Origin of the sequence: Lysinibacillus parviboronicapiens (genome assembly GCF_003049575.1) — a bacterium.
GTDB lineage: Bacteria > Bacillota > Bacilli > Bacillales_A > Planococcaceae > Lysinibacillus > Lysinibacillus parviboronicapiens.
The window spans coordinates 343,314-369,539 of record NZ_PYWI01000001.1 but is presented as its reverse complement, the minus strand read 5'-3'; the positions used below and the strand labels follow the sequence as shown (position 1 = coordinate 369,539).

General features: G+C 38.3%; 27 protein-coding genes. 23 read left to right on the top strand and 4 right to left on the bottom strand.

The genetic code is table 11. From position 1 onward, the window contains the following. The first annotated feature begins 74 nt into the window (after positions 1-74). The 4 genes from C9J35_RS01785 (at position 75) to C9J35_RS01770 (ending at position 3,306) form a co-directional block, all read left to right on the top strand. Complete coding sequence (locus C9J35_RS01785; RefSeq protein WP_107923180.1) at positions 75-521, top strand: YlbF/YmcA family competence regulator; 447 nt, start codon at positions 75-77, stop codon at positions 519-521. A 98-nt stretch (positions 522-619) separates the two neighbouring features. Further along, complete coding sequence (locus C9J35_RS01780) at positions 620-1,672, top strand: tartrate dehydrogenase (RefSeq protein WP_054767098.1); 1,053 nt, start codon at positions 620-622, stop codon at positions 1,670-1,672. A gap of 325 nt (positions 1,673-1,997) precedes the next feature. Continuing rightward, positions 1,998-2,156, top strand: coding sequence for a hypothetical protein (locus tag C9J35_RS23440; protein ID WP_167395904.1), 159 nt, complete (start codon positions 1,998-2,000; stop codon positions 2,154-2,156). A 676-nt stretch (positions 2,157-2,832) separates the two neighbouring features. Beyond that, entirely contained in the window at positions 2,833-3,306 is a 474-nt protein-coding gene (locus C9J35_RS01770) for a DinB family protein (protein WP_107923179.1), read from the top strand. Positions 3,307-3,382: 76 nt separating this feature from the next. Here the strand turns inward: C9J35_RS01770 and C9J35_RS01765 are convergent, their stop codons facing one another. Next, the gene (locus C9J35_RS01765) at positions 3,383-4,288 is read right to left on the bottom strand and encodes a glycerophosphodiester phosphodiesterase family protein (RefSeq protein WP_107923178.1); all 906 of its coding nucleotides are present in this window, start codon (positions 4,286-4,288) and stop codon (positions 3,383-3,385) included. 487 nt (positions 4,289-4,775) lie between these two features. Here C9J35_RS01765 and C9J35_RS01760 point away from each other — a divergent pair, with 487 nt between their 5' ends. Next, the gene (locus C9J35_RS01760) at positions 4,776-5,048 is read left to right on the top strand and encodes a YlbG family protein (RefSeq protein ID WP_054767099.1); all 273 of its coding nucleotides are present in this window, start codon (positions 4,776-4,778) and stop codon (positions 5,046-5,048) included. A gap of 2 nt (positions 5,049-5,050) precedes the next feature. Here the strand turns inward: C9J35_RS01760 and C9J35_RS01755 are convergent, their stop codons facing one another. Beyond that, entirely contained in the window at positions 5,051-5,440 is a 390-nt protein-coding gene (locus tag C9J35_RS01755) for a DUF7147 family protein (protein WP_107923177.1), read from the bottom strand. A 57-nt stretch (positions 5,441-5,497) separates the two neighbouring features. Between C9J35_RS01755 and C9J35_RS01750 the strand changes: the two genes are divergently transcribed. The 3 genes from C9J35_RS01750 (at position 5,498) to coaD (ending at position 8,055) form a co-directional block, all read left to right on the top strand. Then, the gene (locus C9J35_RS01750; protein ID WP_107923176.1) at positions 5,498-6,919 is read left to right on the top strand and encodes an RNA polymerase II; all 1,422 of its coding nucleotides are present in this window, start codon (positions 5,498-5,500) and stop codon (positions 6,917-6,919) included. 76 nt (positions 6,920-6,995) lie between these two features. After that, positions 6,996-7,562 carry a 16S rRNA (guanine(966)-N(2))-methyltransferase RsmD gene (gene rsmD / locus C9J35_RS01745; RefSeq protein ID WP_107923175.1) on the top strand — a complete coding sequence of 189 codons (567 nt, stop codon included), beginning with the start codon at positions 6,996-6,998 and terminating at the stop codon, positions 7,560-7,562. A 1-nt stretch (position 7,563) separates the two neighbouring features. Then, positions 7,564-8,055: a pantetheine-phosphate adenylyltransferase gene (coaD, locus tag C9J35_RS01740; RefSeq protein ID WP_107923174.1), complete on the top strand. Its 492-nt coding sequence runs from the start codon at positions 7,564-7,566 to the stop codon at positions 8,053-8,055. Between the two features lie 111 nt (positions 8,056-8,166). On the opposite strand, the gene C9J35_RS01735 is transcribed toward coaD, so the two are convergent. After that, positions 8,167-9,066 (bottom strand): hypothetical protein, encoded by a 900-nt coding sequence (locus C9J35_RS01735; protein ID WP_235616167.1) that lies wholly within the window; start codon positions 9,064-9,066, stop codon positions 8,167-8,169. Positions 9,067-9,185: 119 nt separating this feature from the next. On the opposite strand from C9J35_RS01735, the gene C9J35_RS01730 reads away from it, so the two are divergent. Then, a complete protein-coding gene (locus tag C9J35_RS01730; RefSeq protein WP_107923172.1) occupies positions 9,186-10,232 on the top strand; it encodes a SepM family pheromone-processing serine protease in 1,047 nt (348 codons plus the stop codon). Positions 10,233-10,553: 321 nt separating this feature from the next. Here C9J35_RS01730 and C9J35_RS01725 read toward each other — a convergent pair whose 3' ends face one another. Further along, positions 10,554-11,765 (bottom strand): nucleotidyltransferase, encoded by a 1,212-nt coding sequence (locus C9J35_RS01725; RefSeq protein ID WP_107923171.1) that lies wholly within the window; start codon positions 11,763-11,765, stop codon positions 10,554-10,556. Between the two features lie 188 nt (positions 11,766-11,953). Between C9J35_RS01725 and C9J35_RS01720 the strand changes: the two genes are divergently transcribed. The 14 genes from C9J35_RS01720 to murD all read left to right on the top strand — a co-directional run bounded on the left by C9J35_RS01720 (position 11,954) and on the right by murD (position 26,201). After that, the gene (locus tag C9J35_RS01720; RefSeq protein ID WP_107923170.1) at positions 11,954-12,487 is read left to right on the top strand and encodes a YceD family protein; all 534 of its coding nucleotides are present in this window, start codon (positions 11,954-11,956) and stop codon (positions 12,485-12,487) included. Between the two features lie 24 nt (positions 12,488-12,511). Further along, complete coding sequence (gene rpmF, locus C9J35_RS01715; protein ID WP_010858320.1) at positions 12,512-12,685, top strand: 50S ribosomal protein L32; 174 nt, start codon at positions 12,512-12,514, stop codon at positions 12,683-12,685. Positions 12,686-12,839: 154 nt separating this feature from the next. Continuing rightward, the gene (locus C9J35_RS01710) at positions 12,840-13,607 is read left to right on the top strand and encodes an enoyl-CoA hydratase/isomerase family protein (RefSeq protein WP_107923169.1); all 768 of its coding nucleotides are present in this window, start codon (positions 12,840-12,842) and stop codon (positions 13,605-13,607) included. 109 nt (positions 13,608-13,716) lie between these two features. Beyond that, positions 13,717-14,094 carry a transcriptional regulator gene (locus tag C9J35_RS01705; protein WP_107923168.1) on the top strand — a complete coding sequence of 126 codons (378 nt, stop codon included), beginning with the start codon at positions 13,717-13,719 and terminating at the stop codon, positions 14,092-14,094. Between the two features lie 394 nt (positions 14,095-14,488). Further along, positions 14,489-15,388, top strand: coding sequence for a ketopantoate reductase family protein (locus tag C9J35_RS01700; RefSeq protein WP_107923167.1), 900 nt, complete (start codon positions 14,489-14,491; stop codon positions 15,386-15,388). Continuing rightward, positions 15,388-15,783, top strand: coding sequence for a DUF3397 domain-containing protein (locus tag C9J35_RS01695; RefSeq protein WP_107923166.1), 396 nt, complete (start codon positions 15,388-15,390; stop codon positions 15,781-15,783). Before C9J35_RS01700 ends, C9J35_RS01695 begins: the two co-directional genes overlap by 1 nt. 100 nt (positions 15,784-15,883) lie before the next feature. Next, the gene (bshC, locus tag C9J35_RS01690) at positions 15,884-17,500 is read left to right on the top strand and encodes a bacillithiol biosynthesis cysteine-adding enzyme BshC (protein ID WP_107923165.1); all 1,617 of its coding nucleotides are present in this window, start codon (positions 15,884-15,886) and stop codon (positions 17,498-17,500) included. Positions 17,501-17,753: 253 nt separating this feature from the next. Next, positions 17,754-18,185: a division/cell wall cluster transcriptional repressor MraZ gene (gene mraZ / locus C9J35_RS01685; protein ID WP_010858326.1), complete on the top strand. Its 432-nt coding sequence runs from the start codon at positions 17,754-17,756 to the stop codon at positions 18,183-18,185. Between the two features lie 62 nt (positions 18,186-18,247). Continuing rightward, entirely contained in the window at positions 18,248-19,198 is a 951-nt protein-coding gene (gene rsmH, locus C9J35_RS01680) for a 16S rRNA (cytosine(1402)-N(4))-methyltransferase RsmH (protein WP_054767102.1), read from the top strand. Next, positions 19,199-19,567, top strand: coding sequence for a cell division protein FtsL (ftsL2, locus tag C9J35_RS01675; RefSeq protein ID WP_107923164.1), 369 nt, complete (start codon positions 19,199-19,201; stop codon positions 19,565-19,567). Further along, entirely contained in the window at positions 19,564-21,780 is a 2,217-nt protein-coding gene (locus C9J35_RS01670) for a penicillin-binding protein (protein ID WP_107923163.1), read from the top strand. Before ftsL2 ends, C9J35_RS01670 begins: the two co-directional genes overlap by 4 nt. Before the next feature lie 58 nt (positions 21,781-21,838). Further along, positions 21,839-23,755 carry a stage V sporulation protein D gene (locus C9J35_RS01665; protein WP_107923162.1) on the top strand — a complete coding sequence of 639 codons (1,917 nt, stop codon included), beginning with the start codon at positions 21,839-21,841 and terminating at the stop codon, positions 23,753-23,755. A 125-nt stretch (positions 23,756-23,880) separates the two neighbouring features. Further along, complete coding sequence (gene mraY, locus C9J35_RS01660) at positions 23,881-24,852, top strand: phospho-N-acetylmuramoyl-pentapeptide-transferase (RefSeq protein ID WP_107923161.1); 972 nt, start codon at positions 23,881-23,883, stop codon at positions 24,850-24,852. Then, the gene (gene murD, locus C9J35_RS01655) at positions 24,852-26,201 is read left to right on the top strand and encodes a UDP-N-acetylmuramoyl-L-alanine--D-glutamate ligase (protein ID WP_107923160.1); all 1,350 of its coding nucleotides are present in this window, start codon (positions 24,852-24,854) and stop codon (positions 26,199-26,201) included. The genes mraY and murD overlap by 1 nt, the downstream gene beginning before the upstream one ends. The last annotated feature ends 25 nt before the right edge of the window (positions 26,202-26,226 follow it).

Here is a 26,226-nt window from a genome sequence, read left to right as displayed (position 1 = left end):
TATTATAGAAATATCAATAATGTAAAATTACCATAAAATCTGTTATGATGGGTAAGAGATTGGGGGAATTAAAAATGATGATGACCTCTGAATGGGCAATCATTTTGGATGAGGCCGATGCGCTTTGTGAGATGATTCTGTCCTCTGAACCTGCAAATACGCTACAAGAGGCGTATAAAGCGGTATATAGCGATGCGCATTTAGTGGAAGCTATTCACGCATTTGGCCGTATGAAGGAGCAATACGAAGATGTACAACGTTTCGGAAAATATCATCCGGACTATCATACAATAATGAAATCGATTCGTCAGCAAAAGCGCGAACTCGATTTAAATGAAAAAGTTTCAGCATTAAAGTTAGCTGAAAATGATTTTCAAGATTTACTTGATGAAATAAGCTTACTTATCGGAAAAACAGTATCAGAAGCGGTAAAAGTTCCAGTAAGTAACCCCTTCTTTGCATCTGGTTCATCATGCGGAAGTGGCTGTGGCTCGGGGGGCTCTTGCTCCTGCTCAGCCTAAAATAGAAAAAGTGTCCAAACGACACTTCTTCTATTTTTTTTGTGTGAAAAATTGTATAGTAACTGTGTAAGTAAAGTAAGAAGTAGGGGGTACTACAGATGAAGATATATCGAATTGCGGTTATACCTGGAGATGGTATTGGAAAAGAGGTTGTCCCAGCGGCAATGGCAGTACTTGATAAAGCAGCACAGGTAGATGGGAGTTTTCAATTTGAATGGGCTACTTTCCCATGGGGTTGCAATTATTATTTAGAGACAGGGAAAATGATGCCTGATGATGGAATCGAAATATTAAAAGGCTATGACCAAATCTTTTTAGGTGCAGTTGGTATGCCTGCTTTGGTACCTGATCATATTTCATTATGGGGCCTACTTATTAAAATTCGTCGTGAAATGCAGCAATCGATTAATGTACGTCCAGCGAAATTACTACAAGGATTACCTTCACCGCTGCGCAATCCTAATGGTTTTGATTTTGTGGTCGTTCGTGAAAACTCAGAAGGAGAATACGCTGAGAGTGGCGGTCGTATTCATAGTGGACAGGAAGAGGTAGCAATTCAAAATGCAATTTTTACAAGAAAAGGTACAGAACGTGCAATGCGTTATGCTTTTGAAATGGCAAAATCTCGACGTCAGCACGTGACGAGTGCTACAAAATCAAATGGATTAACATATAGTATGCCTTTTTGGGATGAAGTTTTTGCTGAGGTTGGCAGAGACTATGTGGAGATTGGACAAGTATCCAATCATATCGATGCATTAGCCGCATTCCTAGTGATGAAGCCAGAAAACTTTGATGTTATTGTGGCTTCGAATTTATTCGGGGATATATTAACCGATTTAGGTGGCGCTATTATGGGGAGTATTGGTATTGCGCCGGCGGCAAACCTAAATATTGAACGCAAATATCCATCAATGTTTGAACCCGTACATGGTTCTGCACCTGATATCGCAGGAAAAGGTATTGCTAATCCACTTGGACAAATATGGACAGGGAAAATGATGCTAGATTTTTTAGGCTATCCAGAGCTTGGCCTAAAAGTATTGGATGCAATAGAAGCAACATTAGCGCAAGGAATTAAAACAGGAGATTTGGGAGGAACAGCGACATTACAAGATGTGACAGATGCAGTATTACATCATTTACAATAAAGTCGTTGCTTAAAAAATTGGGATATCTCTATAAATTTATATGTACATAATAATAATTTTTATCCCTTTCGTTGATACGAAGGGGTTTTTGTATATTTGTGCAATGGCACGTAATTATATATTGAACATATATCTAATTATAGGTTGGCTTAGCCCACCAGTAAAAAAGCCATCTTAAAAATAAGATAGCTTTTTGTTATAGATTATAAGTGACTTAACAGTATTGACACCTTATGGAGCATATTATTCGGATGTGTTATGATCAAAGTTGTGAAGAAATATACACTAACGATGCAGTATGGTTAAGTAAAATAGGGGGCAGAAGATGGATAACCAATATTTCGTAGGTTGGGGTACATTGGCGTTGATAAATGCTGCACTTGCACAAGGGAAGAATAGAACCGGGTTAAATTGGTTTTTACTTTCTCTTGTATTAGGGCCATTGGCAACACTAATTTTGTTATTTGTTGAAAAGAGACAGTAACACTACATATACACAATAATTGATATAAGTTAATTAAGCGAGAAGCTTGATAATGTAGACTCTCGCTTATTCAACTATTCTGGTGTCTCTGTAAGCTACAATTTAGACAAGTCATTGATAAAATGGCCCTATCAAGACTTTTTATTAATTTATTCAAAATAAATCAGGCTTATTTCTTTAAATACATATATACAAAGATACAACTATGAAATAAAAAACAATGTTGTGATATTTGTTTTTTTTACTAATAATGCAACATTGTTAATGTTTTATAATTTTAATATAGGGTAGCTTCATAATTATTATCTTTTCAGCCTGTTTAAAATCCAACTCACCAATTTCCTTTGCAACTTTTTTAAGTTCATTTAACGGTCTTGTTAGTTTTCGAGAAAGAAAGGCAGTAATTATAATAATCACTAAGATACTGACTATCAAAAAAATATGTTAAAACGATTAATATTAAAATCGCAACATTGTGTTATTAGCAATTTTATCATGTTTAAATGCATTAACGATAGTTTGTAATAAAGTGATAAATGATAATTACATAGTTAAATCACAGCAGCTTGATTCCGTCAAAATTGCACAAATTTAATGAACGCTATTTTGGCAGAGAAACCATCGGAATTATTATGTGCAATGTTCTAGAGATAGAAGTATAGGAAGGAGAGACTTTATGATAAATTTCTTTTTGTATAATTGGCAAGTTAGAGATGAATGGTTTCAGTGGTGTCAACAGCTGAATATCGAAGAATTATTGAAGCGTCGTACTGGTGGAGCTGGAAGTATTTTATACACGTTGTTTCATATTATAGATGTTGAGTATAGCTGGATTCGTGGTATTCAACGCAAAGAAGACAGAATATTTAGTTTTGAAGATTACAAAACGCTTGAAAAGATTGAAATGCTGTCAACAAAACTGCGGAATGAATTGCTTGAATTTTTAACGTCCCATAAAGAATTTAATGATGAGGCTGTGACAGTGGCTTGGGATGAAAATGAATATACAAAAAAAGACATATTACATCATGTCATAGTCCATGAAATTCATCATATTGGGCAACTTTCTGTCTGGGCAAGAGAAATAGCTTTACATCCTGTTCCTGCAAATTATATTGGGAGAGATTTTAAGTCTTATTTTAAAGGTTAAAACAAGAGGTAAGGGCATTTATAAGGAGCCTTTACCTCTTGTACAAAATTAAATGAATATGAAAATCTACATTCAATTATTCTTGCGTTTTTAAAAGTTCCACAGCAATATCAGGGCGATCAGTAATAATCCCTTTTGCACCGTTGTGAATTAATTTATTCATAGTCACTACATCATTAATCGTCCAATAATGAACGGGGATGTTCAGGTTGGTTAAAAACTGAATAAATTTTGGTGAATCTAGCGTGACAACACCTGATTTTGGAGGGATTTGAAAAACATCTACTTTTGGATGATATAAATGACCAAATTGGCTAGAAAACGCGGTGAATGCTTTGCGTACATCCGATTCACCTGCACCTAATGCCACTTGGTTTTGTGCATATAAATTAAAGCGGTCTATCTGCTCGGCGTAAAAGCTCGTAACAACCACACGATTTTCTGCGCCTAACTCTTCAATCAAACGCCAAAGTTTAGATGGCATTAAGCTACCTTCATACGTATCAGGAGCATCTTTAATATCAATATTTACTAACATATTTGGATAGCGTTCTAGTAATTCTCGTAGTGTAACAACATTTGTTTTTTCTTCACGGTATGGGGTCTTCCCCTCTAAATCTTGGAATTGATAGCCATGATTCAGAGCATTAATTTCAGCTAATGTCATGTCTGCGACTATTCCATAGCCATCAGTCGTCCGTTCCACCGTAGCATCATGAAAGACGATTATTTCCTCGTCTTTTGTTAAGCGAATGTCTATTTCAAAGCCGTCTACACCTAGCTGTGCTGATTTTTCAAAGGCAAGTATCGTATGCTCGGGTGCTAAATGAGCTCCACCACGGTGTGCGATAATAATCGGTCGATCAAATTGTAATGCTTGTTTTCCTTCACGTTGTTGAGGTTTAGAAATAGCTTTGCTACCTGCCCAAGCTGCTGCACTAGCTGCAGCAATTGCAAGTGCTATATTCGTTTTTTTACCCATATTCGTCCTCCTTAACAATTAAATTAATATAAAAGGTACTGGCGAATTCACTGTTTTTATCTTGATTCAATTGATGTTCAAGCACCGGATGAATCTGAGGAACTCTGACAAGGACCGCTTTACTCTAAGGTAAATTATTTGTGCGATGACGGACCCTGTGAACCAAAATTCAGTTAGTTATAAGCTCCTACTGATGTCTTAAATGTTGAAGGGATAGCCTAAACACATCCCATTCCTAAAGAATAAGGATAACTGATATGTGACACGCTTGTCTAAACCCATTTCAAATCGAGATTCACTGACGATGAGAAGCAAGTAAATTGCTAGACAAAAGCAATTTTATCCAGCCTTAGTAAATGGATTCTGTCGATAAACGTGCTATGCTTTTCCATTATAACGGAAAAACGAGCGTTCTGTCAGCTAAACTCTGTTGCTATCATTTTCCGGTCTATGGTATTCTTTTATGTAAGAAATGAGGGAAAACTATATGAACGAACGACAAGGGCTAATCGTTTACGTCCATCAATTAAAACATGCAAAGTCACTTCGAAAATATGGTCATGTTCATTATATTTCTCGTAAGCAAAAATACGTAGTGCTTTATTGCGATCGAGAGGACATTGAAATGATGACAACAAAGCTACAACGCCTTCCTTTTGTGAAAGACGTTGTGGAATCTTACCGTCCATTCGTTAAAACTGAGTTCGAAAATGCTAAGCCAGATAAAGCGAAGGAATATGACTATAAAACGGGGCTATAATATCAGTTTAATGCTGGAATATAGTGATGGAGTCTCATTATTCCCATTAAGTATTGATAAAATAGTTTTGGCTCCGAAAATATAGATGAGTGCTTTATTTCTACAACAACGGCTTTTCGACCTAGTTGTTCTATATTTTCTTCGAACATGATTTGACGCTTGGATGGCTTTTCCTCATTAAAAGGAATGCCTTCACGACAAATATAAATCGGCAAGAATTTACTTTCACCTACTGGTTTTAAAGCGACTGCTAAAGAGGCAACCTTTTTTTCTTCTTTTGTGGACGTTAGGATAAAGGCTTGATGAAAGCGCTCTTGATTGGTTTTAATAATTTCAAGTAGCTCATATACATCGCCGTAGCCTTCACCTAATTCAATAAATTGTTGTGGCATTTAAACTTGCACATCCTTTCCAATACACATAGTATCATGCTGCGGGAGGTCAAGCACATGAAATTTGCAATGAGTTTTTTTACTATTCTAGCACTAATTATTACTGGAACAATATTTTTCCAGTACCAAGGGTATTCATCTGATTTAGAAACGGGAAATGGAAAATTTCATTACTCGCAGGAAATTGAAATTGTCTATCGTGAAAACAGCTTAGATATCCGACAGCATTTTAAAAACTTGCCCAATCAAAAAGTGAAAATTAAGTGGCCAGAAAATGCGATAAATCCAAGCTGCTTTATCGAAAATGAGAAAAGTTGTAATCGTTTATCAGAAGAATTGTCTTATTATGAAAAAGGGGATACTAAATCCCAGTCTGTTTCGTACATAATCCCAATCGAGGGCGGCTTAAAAGATAAAATGCTTATTCAGAACGTTTTCGCAACATTAACAAACGGCGGAGCATCTTATACTGTTATGCATATTTCGACAGATAGTAAAACAGTCGGCCAATGGATAACTGGTTTACCATTAGTAGGACAGCAACAATTATCACTCGTCAACTATACAATGTTTAGTGGTAATGGCACAGTTCGTGATATTTATTGGCAGGCAGGAAATCTTAAGGTTCAGGAACAGACGCCAGTTTTATCCATTTATGCACAACAGGCTATTTCGAAAGATTTCCTAAAATCACTGGAAACACTGAAGTTTTTAAATAACGAACATATTTCCATTATTCAGGAAACAAGTCCAGTAGCTGAGCACGATGATCGACTTTTATTTTTACCGACCCTAACTGCCCAAGCAGTAGAGCAAGAAGTTGTACTTTCACAAATTAAATCGCAATTTACGTTTGAAGATTCACCAGCATGGTTGCAAGAAGTTGTGGCATCCTACCTAGTGAAAGAAACTATTGGCTCAGATAAAACTAAAGAAATAGTTAAAACCTTAAAAGAGTTTATGACAGCTAATCAAGAGTTAGCATGGCAAGAAGCTATCGAAACTCTGGGAGAGGAACCGATTTCCCCTACGGTAATGGATGATCTTTTAACAAACGTATTAGATGCAAAAACTTCTTATTTTAAGTTAAATGCTGCACAAGAAAGCGGTACGTATCCATTATTATTTGAGGATGACCGTAGTGTTTATGTAGATGGCTTAATCAAAAAAGATGTTAAGGTTATTTTCTATGAAGGGCAAACATTATATACGGCTGATACATTGCTACCGCACCTAGACTATACTGCGGGCGAAGGACAAAATGGCTATTACGTAAATAGTGATAAACGTACGTTCCGTTTCCCGAAAGAGCCAGGATTCTATGTGTTTAATCAACGTAGATATTCCACAATTTCAGAACCAATCATTAAAATTGCGGACCATTATTATGTAGAAGAAGCTTGGTTACAGCGTTTATTTTTAGTAGAATTACAAAAAAGTGATGGTCGTATCCAAGTGTTAACACAAGAACAACAATAATTTTTTGCAGCGGAGGAAACCCTTTCGCTGCAAAAATCTTTTTATATGTTAAAGAAAGTACGGTGACAAGCATCTTATGAGAGTAGTAGCAGGAGAACGCAAAGGAATGCCGTTAAAGGCAATTGCAGGAAATACGACGAGACCTACAACCGACAAAGTAAAGGAATCAATCTTTAATATCATTGGTCCATTTTTTGATGGAGGTATAGCACTTGATTTATTTGCTGGGAGTGGAGGGCTAGGTATTGAGGCCTTAAGCCGAGGAGCAGAGCAAGCTGTTTTTATTGAAAAGGATGTGAAGGCATTTCAAGTGTTGCAAGAAAACATAAAAAAATGTCGCTATGAGGATTATGCTGAGCTTTTTCGTATCGATGCTAAACGTGCTGTGAAAGCGCTCTTAAAACGTGATCTCTCGTTTAAACTTGTATTCCTAGACCCACCCTATCACCACAAGGAGTACTATGATTTAGTACAAGTGCTTGTCGACAATGAGAAAGTACAACGTGATGGCATTATTTTATGTGAACATGCGAAAGAGGTAGCATTACCACATAGTTTTGGAGCCTTTATATTACAGAGACAAGAAATATATGGCGGAACGATTATTTCAGTTTATCGTTGTGCAGGGGAAGAGGGAGAGTAAGGTGTCAGAAAAAATTGCTGTAGTGCCTGGAAGTTTTGATCCTGTGACGTTTGGTCATTTAGATATTATTAAACGTGCAGCAGATGTATTTGATGTTGTTTATGTTGCTGTGTTAAATAATTCATCGAAAAATCCATTATTTTCAGTAGAAGAGCGTATGGCATTAATGGCTGAGGTTACGAAAACATTGCCGAATGTTCGTATTGAAAGTTCTTCTGGTCTTCTTATTGATTATGCAAAAGAAAAAAATGCAAAAGCTATAGTCCGTGGCTTACGGGCAGTTTCGGATTTTGAATACGAAATGCAAATAACTTCAATGAACCGTTTTCTTGATGAAACGATTGAAACATTTTTCATCATGACAAAAAACCAATATTCATTCTTAAGTTCTAGCATTGTAAAAGAGGTAGCAAAGTATGGAAGCGATGTCCATGAACTTGTGCCTGTTTGCGTAGAACAGGCTTTAAAAGAAAAATACGGCTTTGCCAATTAATGTGAAGGGGATGTCTTATTTTGGAGACATCCTCTTCTTTGTGCAGCAGAGCTTGAACTTGGACCTTACAAAAAAGCGTAAGCTCCGAACGAAGTGAAGTCGCTGGTTTATTTATTTCAAGAAGAATATAGCATAAAAAGTTGGAACAATGATTATGCTAAGAAGGCGGAATTTTATATATGGACGTACGGAAAGCTTGGCAGATTTGGCAATAACGAAAACTTGTAAATGGATACTTATACTTTGCATCGTTAACAATATAACCACTAGTAATGGTAAATACGTAAAATCAGGTAAGGCTGTGACAGTCATTTTCAATCCATTTGTTACTTCGAGAATTGCTGCTATCGAAAGTTCTGCTGTTTGGGGGAGGCTAGGTAGCATTTTGTCTAAACCTTGTTGCACAATTGTTTGGATAGTAGTGAAAAAAATAATAGTTGTTCCGACTAGCAAAATAGTTGGCGCTGTTTCTTTAATGCTCTCTGAAAACGGGGCTGCATACAAGGTTGAATTGTGTAAAGAAATGGTAGGTGGGTCGGTTTTTCGAAATAAAAAATAACCAACTACTAAGCAGCAAATATTAAAACTATGTAGTAAACATAAAAACAGCCAGCCGAACGTATTACTGTGTAATAAATCAAGACTCACAAAACCAAGTACGAAAAGTGGGCTTGGTGCATGACAAACAGCCAATAAAAAATTTGCTTCTTTAGGGTGTAGTTGTCCGCTATTTTTTAAATAAACGACCGTTGTTGCACCGGTTGGATAACCACCCAGTGCACTAATAAGATAAGCTTGTACGTACAAGGAAGCCCTTTTCGTTTTCGTACGCATGGGAGCAGTTAAACGAAGTAGCCATTGCGTTAAAATTAGATAAGGTAGTAAATACGGGAATAGCGCCTCCATAAAAAGATTTAGGCCTAAATCAGTACCAGTATGAGCAGTTTGTGGGAATAACAAGAGTAATAGAATAAGAAGTATACAGAGCGCTATTTGAATTGTCGCAAACATGTTATCATCTCGTTTCAACTTTTTGTCATTCACATAGGCAAATGCTAAAATCAATATATGTAAGAAAGGCAAAAACATGAACCAGTGGTTTACGTGCGTCTAAGGAGGTGTCCATCCGAATGAAGAAAAAAATAAGTATTTATGCAGTGTTTTTAGTCGTGATTTGTTTTTTAATGTTATACCGACTAGACGCGTATATTATGAAGCCTGGTAGTGCGTACGATGTTAGTAAGTTTGTAACTGTCTCAGATAGTGATACAGATGAAGCAGGAACAATGAGTTTAATGACAGTTGCCATGCAGCAAGCAACACCGTTCACGTATCTGTGGGCAAAAACTCAAAAATATCAAAAGTTAATGGATATTAATCAGGTAAGAAACCCATTAGAAGATGATGAGGAATACAATATTCGGCAACTTAAATTAATGTCTGACTCACAATTTAATGCAAAATATGTAGCCTTTCAAAGGGCTGGGCTTGAGGTGACGATTCATTTCAAAGGTGTTTTTGTATTAAATGTGTTAGATGGTGGTGCTTCGGATGGTCTATTAAAAGCTGGTGATGAAATTATCCAGGTAGATGGTCAAAAAATTAGTAATCAACAAATGCTTGTTGAACTGTTGAAAGAGAAGCAACTAGGTGATGAAGTGACGATTCAGTTTGTTCGTGATAAAAAAGAACAACAAGAAACGGTTACCTTGAAGGAAATTCCTCAATCGGAAGAAAAGCGGGCTGGTTTAGGTATAACGTATGCGGAGAGTAAATCAATTGAAACAAATCCCAATGTAACGATGAAAACTGAGGATATCGGTGGTCCTTCAGCAGGCCTTATGTTCACTCTTGAAATTTTGAATCAGCTATTAGATGAAAATCTAACAAAAGGTTATGCGATTGCAGGAACTGGTGAAATGCTGATAGATGGATCAGTGGGAAGAATAGGTGGAATTGACTACAAAGTCATCGCAGCGGATCGAGATGGAATAGAGATATTCTTTGCGCCAGATGATGAAATCACAGCACAGATGAAAGCAAAGTATCCTGAATTAGAATCTAATTACACTACGGCAGTGAAGACTGCTAAAGATATAGGTACGAAAATGAAAATTGTACCTGTCAAAACCGTCGACGATGCTATTGCTTATTTAAAGCAATTACAACCAAAATAAATGCCACTTTGCGGGGCATTTGGGGCCGTAGACAAACTCGAAATTTTTGCGAGTTTGTCTACGGTCTTTTTTACAATAAATATAGCTGTCTCGAGCGAGCTCGGCCGTTGAAAGCAAGTAGCTTTTTGTGGACTTGAATGAAGGTCATTGGTCATATTAAAAAACTCACAAAATGAGCGTGACTTTATAAACGAATATGCCTTTAAAAGAAATACCTCAGAAAAAATCAAAGGTTTGGAAATGTAGTAGTGCCAATTAAGATTGCGTTATTCTTCTTTTCTTTGCTCGTTTGATGGATGGCGCGTGTACAAAATATCCAAATTAAAAACGAATAGGAGGGGTTTGAAAATCTTTTGGTAGCTTTTCTTGTTGTGTGCCCTGTTCTATACTTAAATTATAAATATCTGCAGCATGAATATCGACAGCTAACATGTTGTCTTTCGTAGCAGCAACACGACTTATGAGTGGTAATGTAAAATCCTTTTTACGCTGTCCTAAGTATGCCTGACCTTGTGAACTCATACCAAGCAATCGAATGGTAGAGGGACTTTCAAAGCTTTTTAGTTGCTCCTTTGTAAAGCCGGTATAAATATGTGTCAGCATACGTTGAAGTCGTGTCCAAGTATACCGTTTTGATTTGATTTTTTCCATGAAGCTTTGAAAAGAATCACTTGTTTTAGCAGCCTTAACCAGTGCGTGCTCGATGCCTTCTGTTACTTCAGCATAGCGTGTTAATTCGCTAGGAGTATGCCGAACGATAGTAAATTGCAATAAAGGCCAAAAAGTCTCCCAGCTAGCAAACTTTCTAAAATGATTGTGCCAGTCATGTAAATATTCATAGGTAGCGTTAGGGAGAGCATCTCGCACACTTTGCAGCGTGCCTGTCGTTGCAAGTGCTTTGCGAATACCTGTAGCACTAGCAATTGATGCCCCTTCTTGGAATGCATCGTGATAACCTGCTGCAATGCGCGGTATCGTCAGTGGTTTAATGCCACTACCGAGCATGTTTGCTGATTCTATATAATGAAAACCGAGAATATTGTTTGGTTGTCCCAAATTAATGTATGTTGAAGGGAATTTTTGAGTAAGCTGTTCATAGGCGTAATGTAGGCTTTTCGGGTAGCTAACACCTGTTTGTAGGCTTTCTCTGATGAGTGCGTTATATTCGCTACGATGGTCTTCTATCAAGCGATAGGTGTTCAAAAAGGGTTGGATAGAGCCATCCTCACTTCCAAAGGCAAAAGAATCGCAGCAAATTGCGGATAATAATGAAATCGCTCCCTTTGCGAAATCTGTTGCTGGTGCGGTACTATAGACATAAGGTAGCTCAATAACAATATCGACACCGCTAGCGAGGGCCATTTTTGTGCGCGTCCATTTATCGACCATGGCTGGTTCACCGCGCTGTAAAAATGATCCACTCATTACAGCGATGGCGATATCTGCTTGTGCTATTTTTTTCGCCTGTTCCAAATGGTAAGCATGCCCATTGTGAAATGGATTATATTCAACAACAATGCCGACTGCTTGCATTACGTAAAACCCCCTTCATTCATGTCACGCATTAGTGCAATTTTGATGATGCAAATGCGGACGGGTACGAATGTGCTTTTATTTAAGTATAATTATAGGTGGGTTTTACAGTGGTGACAAGAAATTATCTTGACATCTATTTTTACACATTATATAATCAACAGTGTTGTCTCGAGGTGATTAAACGAATGAAATGGTCAATTCATCAATTATCTAAATACCGCCAAGACGGAATGCCAATTGATGCCTATGTACAGTTGGACGAGGTGATGGAGCGAAACCAGGATATTCGAGCAATTTCGCCCGTTCATGTAAAAGGGCTATGTACTTTCGGTGCATCGCAAATGACATGTCAGTTGACTGTGGCGGCAACGTTGACACTTCCATGTGCACGCACGTGGGAAGATGTTGAGTTTCCTATCGAAATTGAGACAGTTGAAATTTTCAGCTGGGTTGATGATGAAAAACGAGGGGAAGATGGCGGAGACATTCACTATATTGATGGTGAAGTAATCGACATGAAGCCAGTTCTTGAGGAGCTAGTGCTTCTTGAGGTGCCAATGCAAGTATTCAAAGAGAATACCGAAGGACAAGTGCATGGTGGTAAAGACTGGTCTTACGCAACGGATGAAGACGTTGAACTACACAAAAAAGCTGACGTACCAAAAGTGGATCCAAGACTAGCTGCTTTAGCTAAGTATTTTGATCAAACAGACGAATAGACGATCTGTAAGGAGGTGCCATCAATGGCTGTACCATTTAGAAGAACTTCTAAAACTGCAAAAAGAAAGCGTCGTACGCATTTCAAACTATCTGTACCTGGTATGGTAGCTTGCCCAAACTGTGGTGAAGCAAAATTATCACACCGTGTTTGCAAAGCTTGCGGACAATACAAAGGTAAAGAAGTAGTAAGCAAATAATTCAGTGTTTGCTCACTTAAAAGGCTAGTAGAGAGACCATGGCTCTTTACTAGCCTTTTTATTTGTTAAAAGAGACGGAATTTTCCGTTAACATATATAGTGCTATAATAATATTGTGATACAATCTATCCATTGGGACAAAGGGGGAAATGGAATGGCCTATACAATTGACAATCAAGAGGGCATCATGACATTTACGATTAATCGGGAAGAGAAACGTAATGCCGTTAATGATGAGGTCATGGATGGTCTTCGGGAAGTAATTACATATATTCATAATCATGATGATGTTCGTTTTTTAGTTGTAACGGGTGCGGGTGAGAAATCTTTCTGCTCTGGCGGTGATTTGTCGGAGTTTCATTCACTTGAAACAGAGGATGAAGCATTTGGGATGTTAAGCAAGATGGGAAAAATATTATATGATCTTGCAACTTTACCAGTGCCGACAATTGCGTTAATTAATGGGACTGCCGTTGGGGGTGGTTGTGAGATTGCAACTGCATGTGATTTTCGCCTAGTAGCAAGTCATGCGAAGTGTGGTTTCATTCAAGGGACATTAGCTATTACGAGTGGCTGGGGCGGTGGTACATACTTATTTGAACGAGGTTTGCGCCACGACCGTGCAATGAAGATGCTAGTGGATGCGAAGCCCTATCCTGCGGAATTACTATATGAGATTGGTTGGGCGATGCGTGTCTTTGAAGGGGCAAAAGAGGATGCGCTGAATGATTTTATTGAGCATATGCGAAAAATTCACCCTTCGGTGCACAAGGCATATAAAGAAATTGAGCTTCGTAAGTGGCGAGAACGTAATATGTATGAGCGTGTTATGGAAGAAGTACGCACATGTGCGAAACTTTGGGAAAGCGAGGCTCATCACGAGGCTGTTAATAATTTTTTGACAAAAAAGAATAATAAATAGTGTATAACGGCGGTGATTATTGAAAAACATAATCACTGTCTTTTTTTATCCGTGATTCTATTTTGCTCGCTAAAGCATATAGTAGTAAAAAATGTGAGGGTGATAGATTATGGAACTGAAAAAAAGAAAAGACCAATGGACAAAGGAAGATGATGAAAGATTAGCGGAAATTGTGTTGCATAATGTGCAAAATGGCAAAACGCAGCTAGAGGCTTTTGAAATGGCGGCTCAGGAACTAGGTCGTACAAAACAAGCGTGTGGTTTCCGATGGAATAAAACGTTACGTGGTCAATATAGTCAGTCCCTATTAGCTGTAAGAAATCAACCGCAGCAATCTATGCGAAGCCATTTGAAATTGGCATTGACAAGTTTTGATGAATTAACAGAGGCCTATCAAACTTTGGAAATAAAGCACCGTGAATTGCAAAATGAGCATGAAAAGCTAGTGAAATGGTTACAGCAAGGCTACTCTCTGATGAAAGATTAAAGGTTTCGAAACGCAAAGTTGGTAAGTAGAATTTATTTATTTTTTATCTTAGATAACACTTTTAACCTTGAGTAGAGTAAGGGGTTTTTGGAAAATGGACAAAATAGTTATAGCTCATATTATTATAGACAACATCGGTTGAAGCAATTAGCTATTTCGTATCGTAAACAACCTGCCAATCCTGTATAATAGAAGCACCTGCAAAGGGGGTGTCTCAGAGATGTTTCTGAGGCACCTCCTTCTGAGCGTAAGGAAAGTCAGAATATAGAGCGTTTAATAAGGCGGAAGCATGAGGAACACGAAGTGCTTGTTACTTTGAAAGGGCTGTTTAAAAGGTTTGTTGTTTCCTTTTTAGATAGTCCCTTTTATATTATGTAGGAAGGTGGGGAACGTTATGAATATAGTGGTTATTGGTGCGGGGGCAGTCGGTCAGCTAACGGCAAGCTATTTAGCCGAGGCTGCTATGCACGTAACGTTAGTTGTAAGGCGAAGTGAGCAAGCTGACCAACTAAATGTCCGACATTTAACGAGAATAAATGTTGATGGTACAACAACTACTCATCGAGTCGTGTCAATAACAGAGTTAGGTGAATTGCCTCAGCAGGATTTGGTTATAGTTGCTGTTAAATATGGCCAACTTCAGGAGCTTTATGATCGAATATCTACGTTACCAAGTGAGGTACCGTTATTGTTTATGCAAAATGGCTTAGCACATTTCGATGAGGCGTTGCGCTTACCGCAGGGCAATATTGCTTTTAGCTCTGTTGCTTTTGGTGCTCAAGTAATTAATGATACAACCGTTCAACATAGAGGTGTTGGTACCTGTAAAATCGCGGTTGCGCGTGGTAATAATTTCGTTTTTAAAAAGCTCTCGCGAATGGAAAATCCTTTGTTTCCGGTTGAACTTGTACAAAATCCGGAGCGGATGTTATTTGAGAAAGCTGTATTTAACTGCCTCATTAATCCATTAACAGCTATTTTACTAGTGAAGAATGGAGAGCTATTGACGAATAAGCATGCTTTTATATTAATGCAAACAATCTATCAAGAGCTAGCGGAGGCTTTTGTGAATTTAGAATATACTATACCTTTTTCAGCGGTGACTGCCTTATGTGAAAAAACCGCAGCGAATACGTCGTCTATGTTAGCAGACCGTATGCTTGGAAAAAAAAGTGAAATTGACACGATTGTTGGCCCGATTTTGCAAAAAGCGTTAACAAACGGTCATATTTTACCTACTCTGCGTACGTTATATAACCAAATGCTAGCGATTGAAGAGAGCGGTGAACGGTAGTGAAAGATCTTTTACATATCATTATTAGTATCATTATTTTTTGTCCCTTAGTGTTATTTATCATTGTCTATTTAATTAGTCGAAAGGTTAATATTCGAGGGACACATGCTTTTGGTGCAGCCTCGGATGTTACAACATTTTGGTTATTTTTCTCAGTACCACTGGCAATAGGTGTGCTATGGGGAGTTAATATTGGTGCTCTGCTTGTGATGCTAGCAATAATGCTAGCGATGGTTTTTACATATATTGAATGGCGTACAAAAAAGGAACTGGAAGTGAAACCGCTATTACGCAAAATTTGGCGCTTTTTATTTTTAGTGCTAAGTTCAGCATATTTTCTTGTTTGTCTAGTAGGTTTGATTCAATCTGTTGTAGAATATTTACAATCTGTATAAGCATTTTCTTTTCATGTTGAAGCCATAAGCGTTAAAATAAAAAGCATTAAAAAGTTTATTAGGAAATTGATGATTTAGTGAGTAGAGGAGTTTATGTTAAATGAAACTGGAGTCAATCCAAGTACCTGTTAAAAATCGTGTGCTAGCAGATTATTGGTCACCAAATACTGCCATTCATACTTTTTTTGAATACGAATATAGTGATGAATCGTTTAAACAGCGAGTGAAATATTTAGAACAACAAGCGCGTGATCAAAAAGAATTAACAGCAATAATACGTCGATATATGGAGCCGCTGGGTTTGTCAGAAAAAGCGAAGGAACATTTACAGCAATTAGAGCAAGGAGCTGTCGCAGTTGTCGGTGGGCAACAAGCGGGTGTCTTAACAGGTCCTCTTTACTCAGTTCATAAGGCAATTTCAGTTATAACATTAGCGAAAGAGCAAAGTGAAAAACTTCAAAGAGCAGTCGTACCTGTGTTTTGGATAGCTGGTGAAGACCATGACTTAGAAGAAATTAACCACACCTATACAATGCACGGGGTAGAGCTCAAAAAGCGCGCTTATAGTGAGCGTTCAAGACGTAAAACAATGGCATCTACTACAAGTTTAAACAAAGAATCTATGACACAATTAATTAATACGATTGTGAAAGATTTTGGAGAAACAGTATACACTGAGGGTCTCATCAAACAGCTAGTAGATGCACTTAACAAAAGTGAAACATTTACCGACTTCTTTGCTCGATTAATGAATCAATTGTTTAAAGAAGAAGGTTTACTGATGATTGATGCAGCTGACGTTGGTTTCCGACAATACGAAAGCGAGTACTTTGCGCAAATCATAAATCATAGTGAGGAAATTGCGAGATTAGTAACAGAGAAAGAAAATGAGTTTGAGCGTGTTGGATATGATAAGCCGATATTCGCAACGAATGAAGCGGCTAATCTATTTTATGTGAAAGATGGCGAACGCCACTTATTAGAAAGACGACATCATCAATTTGTTAATTTAGCAGCCAATATTAAGTTGTCTCGTGAGGAGTTATTGGCAATTGCAGAAAAACATCCTGAGCAATTAAGTAATAATGTTGTCACGCGTCCGTTAATGCAAGAAATGGCGCTGCCGGTCTTAGCGTTTGTAGGAGGACCTGGGGAGCTTGCTTACTGGGCAACGTTGAAGGATGCCTTTGCGGCATTGAACTTGCAAATGCCAATTTTTGCACCACGTCTCAATATTACGATTATCACACGCCAAGTAGAACAATTATTGTGCGAATATAGTCTGACTGTTGAGGATGTCTGGGAAGGTAAGGCATTGCAACTGAAAAATCAATTTATCGCTGATGTACAAGATGAGGAAGCCAAAAAACAAATTCAAACAATGCAGCGTCTACTGTTAGAACAATATGAGGCTTTTGAGGCATACTTAACTGAGCAACAAATATCGCTTGAAAAAATTCTTGCGAAAAATAAGGAAAATCATTTAAAACAATTTGAGTACATGCAACAAAAAGTTGAGCAAACGGTGCTTAGTAAACATGAGACTACAATCCGAAAATTTACGAAACTTCAAAATGAGCTATATCCAAATGACGGATACCAAGAACGATCTTATAATCCTTATCAATATATCAATGAGTTTGGACCTAAACTCATTGATGAAATGCTAAAGAAAATATACAGTATTGGAAATCACCACTATATGCTGTATCTTTAAAAATAACAATTAAGTCTTTCTACCTACACAATCTTGTGCTACTTATAGATTATGAGGGAATTTGTCGACTTAAAGGTAAAATAAAGAGCTACCCTCCTACGGGTAGCTCTTTATTTATGTCATTTAGCACAAATCGAATTATCCACTAAAGGTCTAATTTCACATTAAAGGTTAAAATGTCAAGTTTTTTTTAAAAAAAGTGGAGGAAAGTGGGGGGATGTGGTACATTATTTAATAAAGTGGGGTGAATAGCATGTTCATGGGAGAATATCAACACTCTGTTGATGCGAAAGGACGATTAATCGTGCCCGCAAAATTTCGTGAAGCCTTAGGCGAAACGTTTGTTGTGACACGCGGTCTCGATAATTGTCTGTTTGGCTATCCTATGGATGAATGGCGAAAACTCGAAGAAAAATTAAAAGGTTTACCGATGACAAAGAAGGATACTCGTGCATTTGCCAGATTCTTCTTTTCCGGTGCGACAGAAGTTGAGATAGACAAGCAGGGACGTATTAACATCCCTTCAACCCTTGTCCAGCACGCACACCTAGTGAAAGAATGTGTTGTGTTGGGTGTTTCAAATCGAATTGAAATATGGGCTAAAGATGCTTGGGAAACTTACTTTAATGAGTCAGAACAATCTTTTAATGAAATTGCAGAAAATATGATTGGCTTTGATTTTTAACTTTTGTATTGGACGTTTATACGTCAATTAAATGGAGTTAAGGCCTGAAGGGAGCGAGTGGTATGTTTGATCATACAACCGTGTTATTAAAAGAAACTGTTGATGGGTTGAACATCGATCCTGATGGTGTATATGTGGACTGTACGCTTGGCGGAGCAGGGCATAGTGAATATTTAGTACAACAATTATCTGATAAAGGTCGTCTTATTTGCTTTGATCAAGATACGATCGCTATTGACAACGCGAAAGTTCGATTAGCGCCTTATATAGAGCGCGTGACATTTGTGCATTCGAATTTCCGTTACTTAAAAGAGGAATTATTAGCACTTGGTATTGAAGAGGTAGATGGCATTTTATATGATCTTGGCGTGTCGTCTCCACAATTAGATACACCAGAGCGAGGTTTTAGTTATCATCATGACGCACCGCTCGATATGCGTATGGATCAAACGGCAACGCTTTCAGCATTTCATGTTGTCAATGAATGGGCATATGAGGATCTAGTCCGTATTTTCTTCCGCTATGGGGAAGAAAAGTTTTCGAAGCAAGTTGCTCGTAAAATCGAAGAGGCGCGTAAAACGGCACCGATTGAAACAACTGGACAACTTGTAGAACTGATTAAAGAGGGTATTCCAGCAGCGGCTCGCCGTAAAGGTGGACATCCTGCAAAGCGTATTTTTCAAGCAATTCGAATTGCTGTCAATGATGAGCTAGGCGCAGCAGAGGACTCACTAGTCGATGCAATTGATATGATTAACGTAGGTGGGCGCATTAGTGTCATTACGTTCCATTCATTGGAGGACCGCCTATGCAAGACCATTTTTAAGGAAGCGTCATCATTACCGGATTTACCACCAAATTTACCGGTAATTCCAGATGACATGAAGCCAACTTTAAAGCTTGTAACGAGAAAGCCGATTGTTCCTTCCGATGAAGAATTAGAAGTAAACAACCGTGCGCGTTCAGCGAAACTTAGAGTGGTGGAGAAAATTAACGACAAAGGGCGTGAGTAAATGGCAGCAGTTCGTGTAAGGCAGCACCAACAGCAACATGTGCAACAACCGATAACACCACCTAGTCCACAACCCACTATCATACGTCGTAAAAAAACGAAACAAAAGTTTGAAAAGACAATGCTAATTGTTCTAGTTAGCATTGTAGCTGTACTAGCCGTACTAGTATTAAATAAACAAGCAGCTATACAAACGACAAGCATGGATATTCAAAAAATCGAAGTAGAGGCAGATGAGATTGCAAGGCAGAATGTTGACTTGACAGTCCGTGTAAGTGAACTGTCTACATACGAAAACATATGGAAAAAAGCAGAAGAACTCGGTTTAACTCAAAATGAGAAAAATGTAAAGGTAGTGCCGGGAAAATGAAAAAAAAGAAATTTCGATTCCAATGGGGAGCCTTTCTATTATTGATTTTTTATGGAGGGCTCTTTTTCCTATTATTTACTAGAATGGTTACATTACAGGCGACAGGTGAAGCAGAGGGACAAGCACTTGCGGCAAAGGCTGCAGCTAAGTATGGAAAAGAAAGTGCGATTACTGCGAACCGTGGGAAAATTTATGATAGAAACGGACACACTATTGCCGAAGATACGCTAAGCTATCGCTTAATAGCGGTTGTTAATGAAAGTGCGACGGTGAATGCAGAGAAACCTCGTCATGTCGTTGATGCGAAAAAGACGGCCAAGGTTTTAGCAGAGTACATTGCAATGGATGAAGAGGCAATATACAAACAACTTACAAAATTGAAGGCTGACGGCAAAAAGCCTTATCAAGTTGAGTTTGGCAGTGCTGGTCGCGGCATTAACCATGAAATCATGAGCAAAATTAAAGACGAAAATTTACCAGGAGTTTTATTTGTCAGTGATTTAAAACGCTACTATCCAAATGGTATTTTTGCCTCACACTTAATTGGTTTTGCTATCAAAGAAGATAATAAAGACGGCTCAGTAACAACAACAGGCAAGATGGGGCTTGAATACACGTATGATAAAGAGTTAACAGGTGAAAACGGCAAAGTGAAGTACCAAACAGATGCTTTTAGTTATTTATTGCCGAAAAGCGAGAAGATGGTAACGCCGGCAAAAAATGGTGACGACATCTTTTTAACAATTGATAAAACAATTCAAAGTTTCTTAGAGGAAGCGATGACGAAAGTTGAACAGGAATATAATCCTGAATCAATGACGACAGTTATTGCAGATCCAAAAACAGGTAAAATCTTGGCGATGTCTCAGCGACCTACCTTTAATCCTGATACACGTGAAGGTAAAAATATGAAATGGTTGAATGAGGTTATTGAGGAGACGATTGAACCAGGCTCGACGATGAAAACATTCACGCTAGCCTCAGCTATTGATACTGGCACATGGGATCCAAATGCGTACTATCAATCAGGAACATACTGGGTTCATGGTGAACCTATTAGAGACCACAATAAATATGGTTGGGGTACAATTACTTATTTACAAGGCTTTCAACATTCTTCAAATACAGCGATGGCCCATCTTTTAAAGAGGATTGGTAACGATGTGTTTTTCGATTATTTAGATCGATTTGGGTTTGGTAAGAAAACTGGCATCGATTTGCCGAATGAAGCAACAGGAACTATATTATCTCAGTATCCAATGGAAAGAGTTACAACAACTTATGGTCAAGGCTCTACGGTAACGCCAATTCAGTTAATTCAAGCAATGACAGCGATTGCAAATGACGGAAAAATGATGCAACCGTATGTTATTGATCGTATCGTTGATTCCTCAACAGGAAAAACGATCCAAAATCATGAACCACTTGAAAAAGGGCAACCGATTACCGCTGACACAGCGAAGCAGGTCCGTGAAATTCTCGCTTCAACGTTAACGTCTAAGTATGGGACGGCGAAAGATTTTGTACTTGAAGAATATGAAGTTGCAGGGAAAACAGGTACTGCTCAAATCCCAAAGGCTGATGGCACCTATGCATGGGGAGCGAACCAGTTCTTGTATTCATTTTTAGGTATGGCACCGGTAGATGATCCACAGCTTATTATGTATGTTTCGATAACAAAACCAAAGCTTAAAAATGAACTTGGCTCTGTACCAGTCTCAAAAATATTTAAGCCAGTTATGCAAAACAGTTTAAAACATTTAAACATTAATCCAGAGGATGTACAGCATGTTGATCATGGAACTGTCCAAAATTATACTGGCAAAAATGCCCAAGCGGTTCAAGTGGAGCTAGCGAATGATGGCTTGCAACCAGTAATAATAGGTGCTGGTGGTGAAATTATCGATCAATACCCTAAGGATAAGCAAAAACTTGTAAAAGGTAGTACGGTATTCTTAAAAACAGCAGGTGCTATTACATTGCCAGAATTTACAAATTGGTCGTTACGAAATGTACTTGTCTTCAAATCGATGTCAGGTCTACAAATCGAGGTTGTCGGAGAGGGCTTTGCTGCTAGTCAAAGTGTATCCGCAGGTACCGTTATATCAGATAATGCACCGATTGTTGTTAAGCTGAAAACACCTGCTGAAAGCTTTGTGAAAGATGTAGAGGCTTCATCCGAAGGCGAAATTGAACAAACAGAGGATGAATAGATACTGAATAGAAGTCCACTTTATTTCATACGTTGTAAAAAACAAGGTGTGATGTCGAATGAAGTGGATTTCTATCCATTCAAAAAAGCGTTTACGTATTTTATATGTATTGTTTATGTGTGTAGCTGTGGCAATTGTGATTCGTCTGTTCTTTTTACAGGTGTTTGATCAAAAGGAATTGACAAAAAAAGCAGAAGAAAACTGGGATCGTGAAATTCCGTTTGCGAATGAACGGGGACATATTACGGACCGCAAAGGTAATAGTATTGTGACAAATAAGCTAGCACCTACATTATACTTTATGCCTTCTCAAAGTAACGATATTGAAAGTGCGGCCGCAAAAATTGCCCAAGTACTTGATGTAGATGAACAAAAACTTTTAGAAAAAATGAAGAAAAAAGAATACCTAGTAAAGCTTGCACCTGAAGGCAAAAATATTTCCTATGAGAAAGCTGTTACATTACAAGGTATGCAAATTGAAGGACTATATAGTGGCGTAGATTATTCAAGGGATTATCCCTATGGCACGTTACTATCACGTTTCATTGGTTTTACAGGTTACGATGCGCAAGGGCTAGCAGGTATCGAATATGAATATAATAAGCTATTACAGGCAAATTCTTCTGCTATACGACTCTTTACAGATGCTAGAGGCAATAATTTGCCCAATGTCGCGAGTGCATGGAAGTCTGGGGAAGATGGTGCAACGGTAGAGCTAACGATTGATGTGGATGTACAACAGGTGGTTGAACGTGAATTGTCACAGGCAATGGAACGCTATGAGGCAGACCAAGCGATGGCTATTGCGATGAACCCCAACACAGGGGAAATATTAGCATTGTCTTCCTACCCAACCTTTCATCCAGCAGAATATCAATTAGTGGAGCCAACCATCTATAATCGAAATTTACCAGTGTGGATGACTTATGAACCGGGCTCAACATTTAAAATTATTACACTAAGTGCGGCACTTGAAGAAAATGTAGTGGATTTAGAAAATGATACTTTTTATGACCCAGGTTATACAATGGTGGCGGGAGCTAGACTACGCTGTTGGAAGCGTGAAGGTCATGGACATGAAACTTTTCTAGAAGTGGTAGAAAACTCTTGTAACCCAGGTTTTATTGAATTAGGACAGCGTATCGGTAATGAAAAATTACTTCAGTATGTTAAAGACTTTGGCTTTGGAGAAAAAACAGGTTCGAATATCGCTGGTGAAGCATCAGGTATATTATTTTCAAAAGAAGCATTTGGCCCCGTTGAACAGGCAACGACTTCATTCGGGCAAGGTGTAGCCGTAACGCCAATCCAGCAGGTACAGGCAGTTGCCGCTGCCGTGAATGGGGGCAAGCTTTATACGCCTTACGTTGTGAAAAAGGTTTTTAATCCAAATACCGGGGAAGTTATAAAAGAAACACAACCAGTCGTTAAAAGACAGGTTATTCGTGAAGAAACTTCTGCAAAAGTACGCGGTGCGTTAGAATCTGTTGTTGCCAAGGGCTCAGGACGTCAAGCTTATCGAGATGGCCTACGTATTGGCGGCAAAACTGGTACAGCGCAAAAAGTAGAAAATGGCCGTTATAAATCTGGCGAATATATAGTATCTTTCATAGGCTTTGCACCAGCGGATAATCCGCAAATCGTGGTGTATGTAGCGGTAGATAACCCGAAAAAAACGACACAATTTGGTGGCGTTGTGGCAGCGCCAATTGTTGGTCAAATTATAGAGGATGTTGCACCTTTTATTGGCATTGAAAAATCAAAAGAACAGCTTGAAAAAGATTATCGATGGGGTGACCCAATTACTGTGAAGGTACCAAATTTTATTGGTCAAACAAAGGATGATATTGCCAAGCTACATTATCCATTCCGTATTGAATGGCATGGGGAAGGTACCAAAATTGGTAGTCAGTTACCTGAAGTGGATAGTGTTATCGAACAAGATGGCACAATACATTTATATTTAGAAAACTAAAGTAACTTTACCTTTAAAAAAACGGAAAGAACCACTATTATTATGAAGGGTAGTAATAAATATATGAAAGTTTGTACTTTTTTCTTAATGAAGAAAGGGAAACAAGATTTAAAGGAGATTTTTCAATGAAACTCGCAACAACGCTTACCATTTTAGCTATTGCTTTTTTAGTAACAGTTATCCTGGCACCAATTAGTATTCCGCTTCTGCGTCGACTGAAGTTTGGGCAAAGTATTCGTGAAGAAGGGCCAAAATCCCATATGAAAAAAGCGGGTACGCCGACAATGGGTGGCCTAATCTTCCTAATAGCCATTATCCTTACGACTGTAGGAATTGGTAGCTATTTAGATTTATTCACGACACAAACAGTGGTCTTATTACTTGTTTTGGCAGGGTTTGGATTGATAGGCTTTCTAGACGATGGTTTAAAAGTGATTTTCAAACGTAATTTAGGATTAACATCGATTCAAAAACTGATTGGTCAAATTGTGATTGCCATACTTGCTTATTTCTTATTGCATGTTGGTTCATTTGACACAACTCTTGCCATTCCGTTTACAGAGTGGACGATTGATCTAGGTATCTTCTATGTAGCCTTTTTAATTTTCTGGTTAGTAGGCTTCTCAAATGCAGTGAACTTAACAGATGGTTTAGATGGCCTTGTAGCAGGAACAGCATCTATTGCATTTGCTGCATTTGGTGTTATCGCGTTATTCCAGGATCAAGCAGATATCGCCTTATTTTCATTTGCGGTAACGGGTGCCCTTCTTGGATTTTTACTGTTTAACGCAAATCCAGCGAAGGTGTTTATGGGGGATACGGGTTCACTTGCACTTGGCGGGGCACTTGCAATGGTATCTGTTTTAGTAAAAGAAGAGTTTTTACTCGTATTAGTTGGATTAGTGTTTGTAATCGAAACATTATCCGTTATTTTGCAGGTGGGGAGTTTTAAAATTCGTAAAAAACGTATTTTTAAAATGAGTCCTATTCACCATCATTTTGAATTATCTGGTTGGTCAGAATGGAAGGTAGTACTTGTCTTTTGGTCAACTGCTTTAGCAGTAGCATTGATAGCAGTCTTATCGGAGGCGTTCTAATGAGAAACTATACAGATTTACAACATAAAAAAATTCTTGTTCTAGGTCTAGCAAAAAGTGGTGTGGCAGCAGCTGAGATTTTACATGAGCTTGGAGCATTCGTGACGGTCAATGATTCAAAGCCCTTCGATGAAAGCCCAGACGCACAAGGCTTACTTCAGAAGGGTATTACGGTTATTTGTGGACGCCATCCAGAAGATTTATTAGATGAAGGTTTTGAACTGGTCGTAAAAAACCCAGGAATTCCTTATAGCAATAAAATTGTCGCAGATGCATTAAATCGTGAAATCCCTGTATGGACAGAAATTGAGTTGGCATATTTAATAAGTGATGCGCCATTTATTGGTATTACAGGATCGAACGGCAAAACTACAACTACTACACTAATCTTTGAAATGCTAGAAAACGGAGCAAAAAAACCGTTAATTGCAGGGAATATTGGTACAGTTGCATGTGGTGTAGCTCGAGAAGCGGAGAAAGATAATGTGATTGTCACTGAGCTTTCTTCTTTCCAACTAATGGGGACAAAAACATTTAAGCCGAAAATTGCTATTTTAACAAATCTTTACGATGCCCATCTTGATTATCACGGTACTTTTGATAATTATGCAGAGGCAAAATTTGGGGTAACACGTAATCAGGATGAAAGCGATTATTTCATTTATAATGCCGATCAACCAATTGTAGTTGGTTATGCAACAAAATCTAAGGCAAAAAAAGTGCCGTTTACCTCAAAAGGACGTACAGATGAAGGTATTAGCGCAGATGAAACAACCATCTACTGGCAAGGTGAGCCGTATATGGAACGAGCAAATATTGCTCTTCCAGGTAAGCATAACTTAGAAAATATTTTAGCAGCAGTAGCAGCTTGTATATTAGTCGGTTGTGACAAAGTAAAAATGGAAGAAGTCTTAGCGAAATTTGGGGGCGTTCGTCACCGAACTCAATTTGTCCGTGAATGGCAAGGTCGAAAGATTTACAATGACTCCAAAGCGACAAACTGCTTAGCAACGAAAAGTGCCTTGGATGCATTCCAGGCACCTATCATTTTACTAGCTGGTGGTTTAGATCGTGGACATTCATTTGAAGAGTTACGTCTATGCATGAACCATGTAAAAGGTGTTGTTGCATTTGGTGAAACAGGCTTACGTTTTGTAGAATTTGCGAAATCCTGTGGTGTACAACACACAGTAATTGCTCAAAACGTAGAAGATGCAGTCCATTATGCTGCACCTTTGTCTGCTGAGGGTGATGTTATTCTACTATCGCCAGCATGTGCAAGTTGGGATCAATATGACAGCTTTGAAATTCGAGGCGACGTTTTTATTGATGCTGTAATGAAGCTGTAATGAGCCTGTAACTATTTTAGAATAT

What these genes read in the sequence shown, in the direction of transcription:
- C9J35_RS01785 (WP_107923180.1), top strand. Translation starts at nt 75, where the DNA reads ATGATGATGACCTCTGAATGGGCAATCATTTTGGATGAGGCCGATGCG.
- C9J35_RS01780 (WP_054767098.1), top strand. Translation starts at nt 620, where the DNA reads ATGAAGATATATCGAATTGCGGTTATACCTGGAGATGGTATTGGAAAA.
- C9J35_RS23440 (WP_167395904.1), top strand. Translation starts at nt 1,998, where the DNA reads ATGGATAACCAATATTTCGTAGGTTGGGGTACATTGGCGTTGATAAAT.
- C9J35_RS01770 (WP_107923179.1), top strand. Translation starts at nt 2,833, where the DNA reads ATGATAAATTTCTTTTTGTATAATTGGCAAGTTAGAGATGAATGGTTT.
- C9J35_RS01765 (WP_107923178.1), bottom strand. Translation starts at nt 4,288, where the DNA reads ATGGGTAAAAAAACGAATATAGCACTTGCAATTGCTGCAGCTAGTGCA.
- C9J35_RS01760 (WP_054767099.1), top strand. Translation starts at nt 4,776, where the DNA reads ATGAACGAACGACAAGGGCTAATCGTTTACGTCCATCAATTAAAACAT.
- C9J35_RS01755 (WP_107923177.1), bottom strand. Translation starts at nt 5,440, where the DNA reads ATGCCACAACAATTTATTGAATTAGGTGAAGGCTACGGCGATGTATAT.
- C9J35_RS01750 (WP_107923176.1), top strand. Translation starts at nt 5,498, where the DNA reads ATGAAATTTGCAATGAGTTTTTTTACTATTCTAGCACTAATTATTACT.
- rsmD (WP_107923175.1), top strand. Translation starts at nt 6,996, where the DNA reads ATGAGAGTAGTAGCAGGAGAACGCAAAGGAATGCCGTTAAAGGCAATT.
- C9J35_RS01735 (WP_235616167.1), bottom strand. Translation starts at nt 9,066, where the DNA reads ATGTTTGCGACAATTCAAATAGCGCTCTGTATACTTCTTATTCTATTA.
- C9J35_RS01730 (WP_107923172.1), top strand. Translation starts at nt 9,186, where the DNA reads ATGAAGAAAAAAATAAGTATTTATGCAGTGTTTTTAGTCGTGATTTGT.
- C9J35_RS01725 (WP_107923171.1), bottom strand. Translation starts at nt 11,765, where the DNA reads ATGCAAGCAGTCGGCATTGTTGTTGAATATAATCCATTTCACAATGGG.
- C9J35_RS01720 (WP_107923170.1), top strand. Translation starts at nt 11,954, where the DNA reads ATGAAATGGTCAATTCATCAATTATCTAAATACCGCCAAGACGGAATG.
- rpmF (WP_010858320.1), top strand. Translation starts at nt 12,512, where the DNA reads ATGGCTGTACCATTTAGAAGAACTTCTAAAACTGCAAAAAGAAAGCGT.
- C9J35_RS01710 (WP_107923169.1), top strand. Translation starts at nt 12,840, where the DNA reads ATGGCCTATACAATTGACAATCAAGAGGGCATCATGACATTTACGATT.
- C9J35_RS01705 (WP_107923168.1), top strand. Translation starts at nt 13,717, where the DNA reads ATGGAACTGAAAAAAAGAAAAGACCAATGGACAAAGGAAGATGATGAA.
- C9J35_RS01700 (WP_107923167.1), top strand. Translation starts at nt 14,489, where the DNA reads ATGAATATAGTGGTTATTGGTGCGGGGGCAGTCGGTCAGCTAACGGCA.
- bshC (WP_107923165.1), top strand. Translation starts at nt 15,884, where the DNA reads ATGAAACTGGAGTCAATCCAAGTACCTGTTAAAAATCGTGTGCTAGCA.
- mraZ (WP_010858326.1), top strand. Translation starts at nt 17,754, where the DNA reads ATGTTCATGGGAGAATATCAACACTCTGTTGATGCGAAAGGACGATTA.
- rsmH (WP_054767102.1), top strand. Translation starts at nt 18,248, where the DNA reads ATGTTTGATCATACAACCGTGTTATTAAAAGAAACTGTTGATGGGTTG.
- ftsL2 (WP_107923164.1), top strand. Translation starts at nt 19,199, where the DNA reads ATGGCAGCAGTTCGTGTAAGGCAGCACCAACAGCAACATGTGCAACAA.
- C9J35_RS01670 (WP_107923163.1), top strand. Translation starts at nt 19,564, where the DNA reads ATGAAAAAAAAGAAATTTCGATTCCAATGGGGAGCCTTTCTATTATTG.
- C9J35_RS01665 (WP_107923162.1), top strand. Translation starts at nt 21,839, where the DNA reads ATGAAGTGGATTTCTATCCATTCAAAAAAGCGTTTACGTATTTTATAT.
- mraY (WP_107923161.1), top strand. Translation starts at nt 23,881, where the DNA reads ATGAAACTCGCAACAACGCTTACCATTTTAGCTATTGCTTTTTTAGTA.
- murD (WP_107923160.1), top strand. Translation starts at nt 24,852, where the DNA reads ATGAGAAACTATACAGATTTACAACATAAAAAAATTCTTGTTCTAGGT.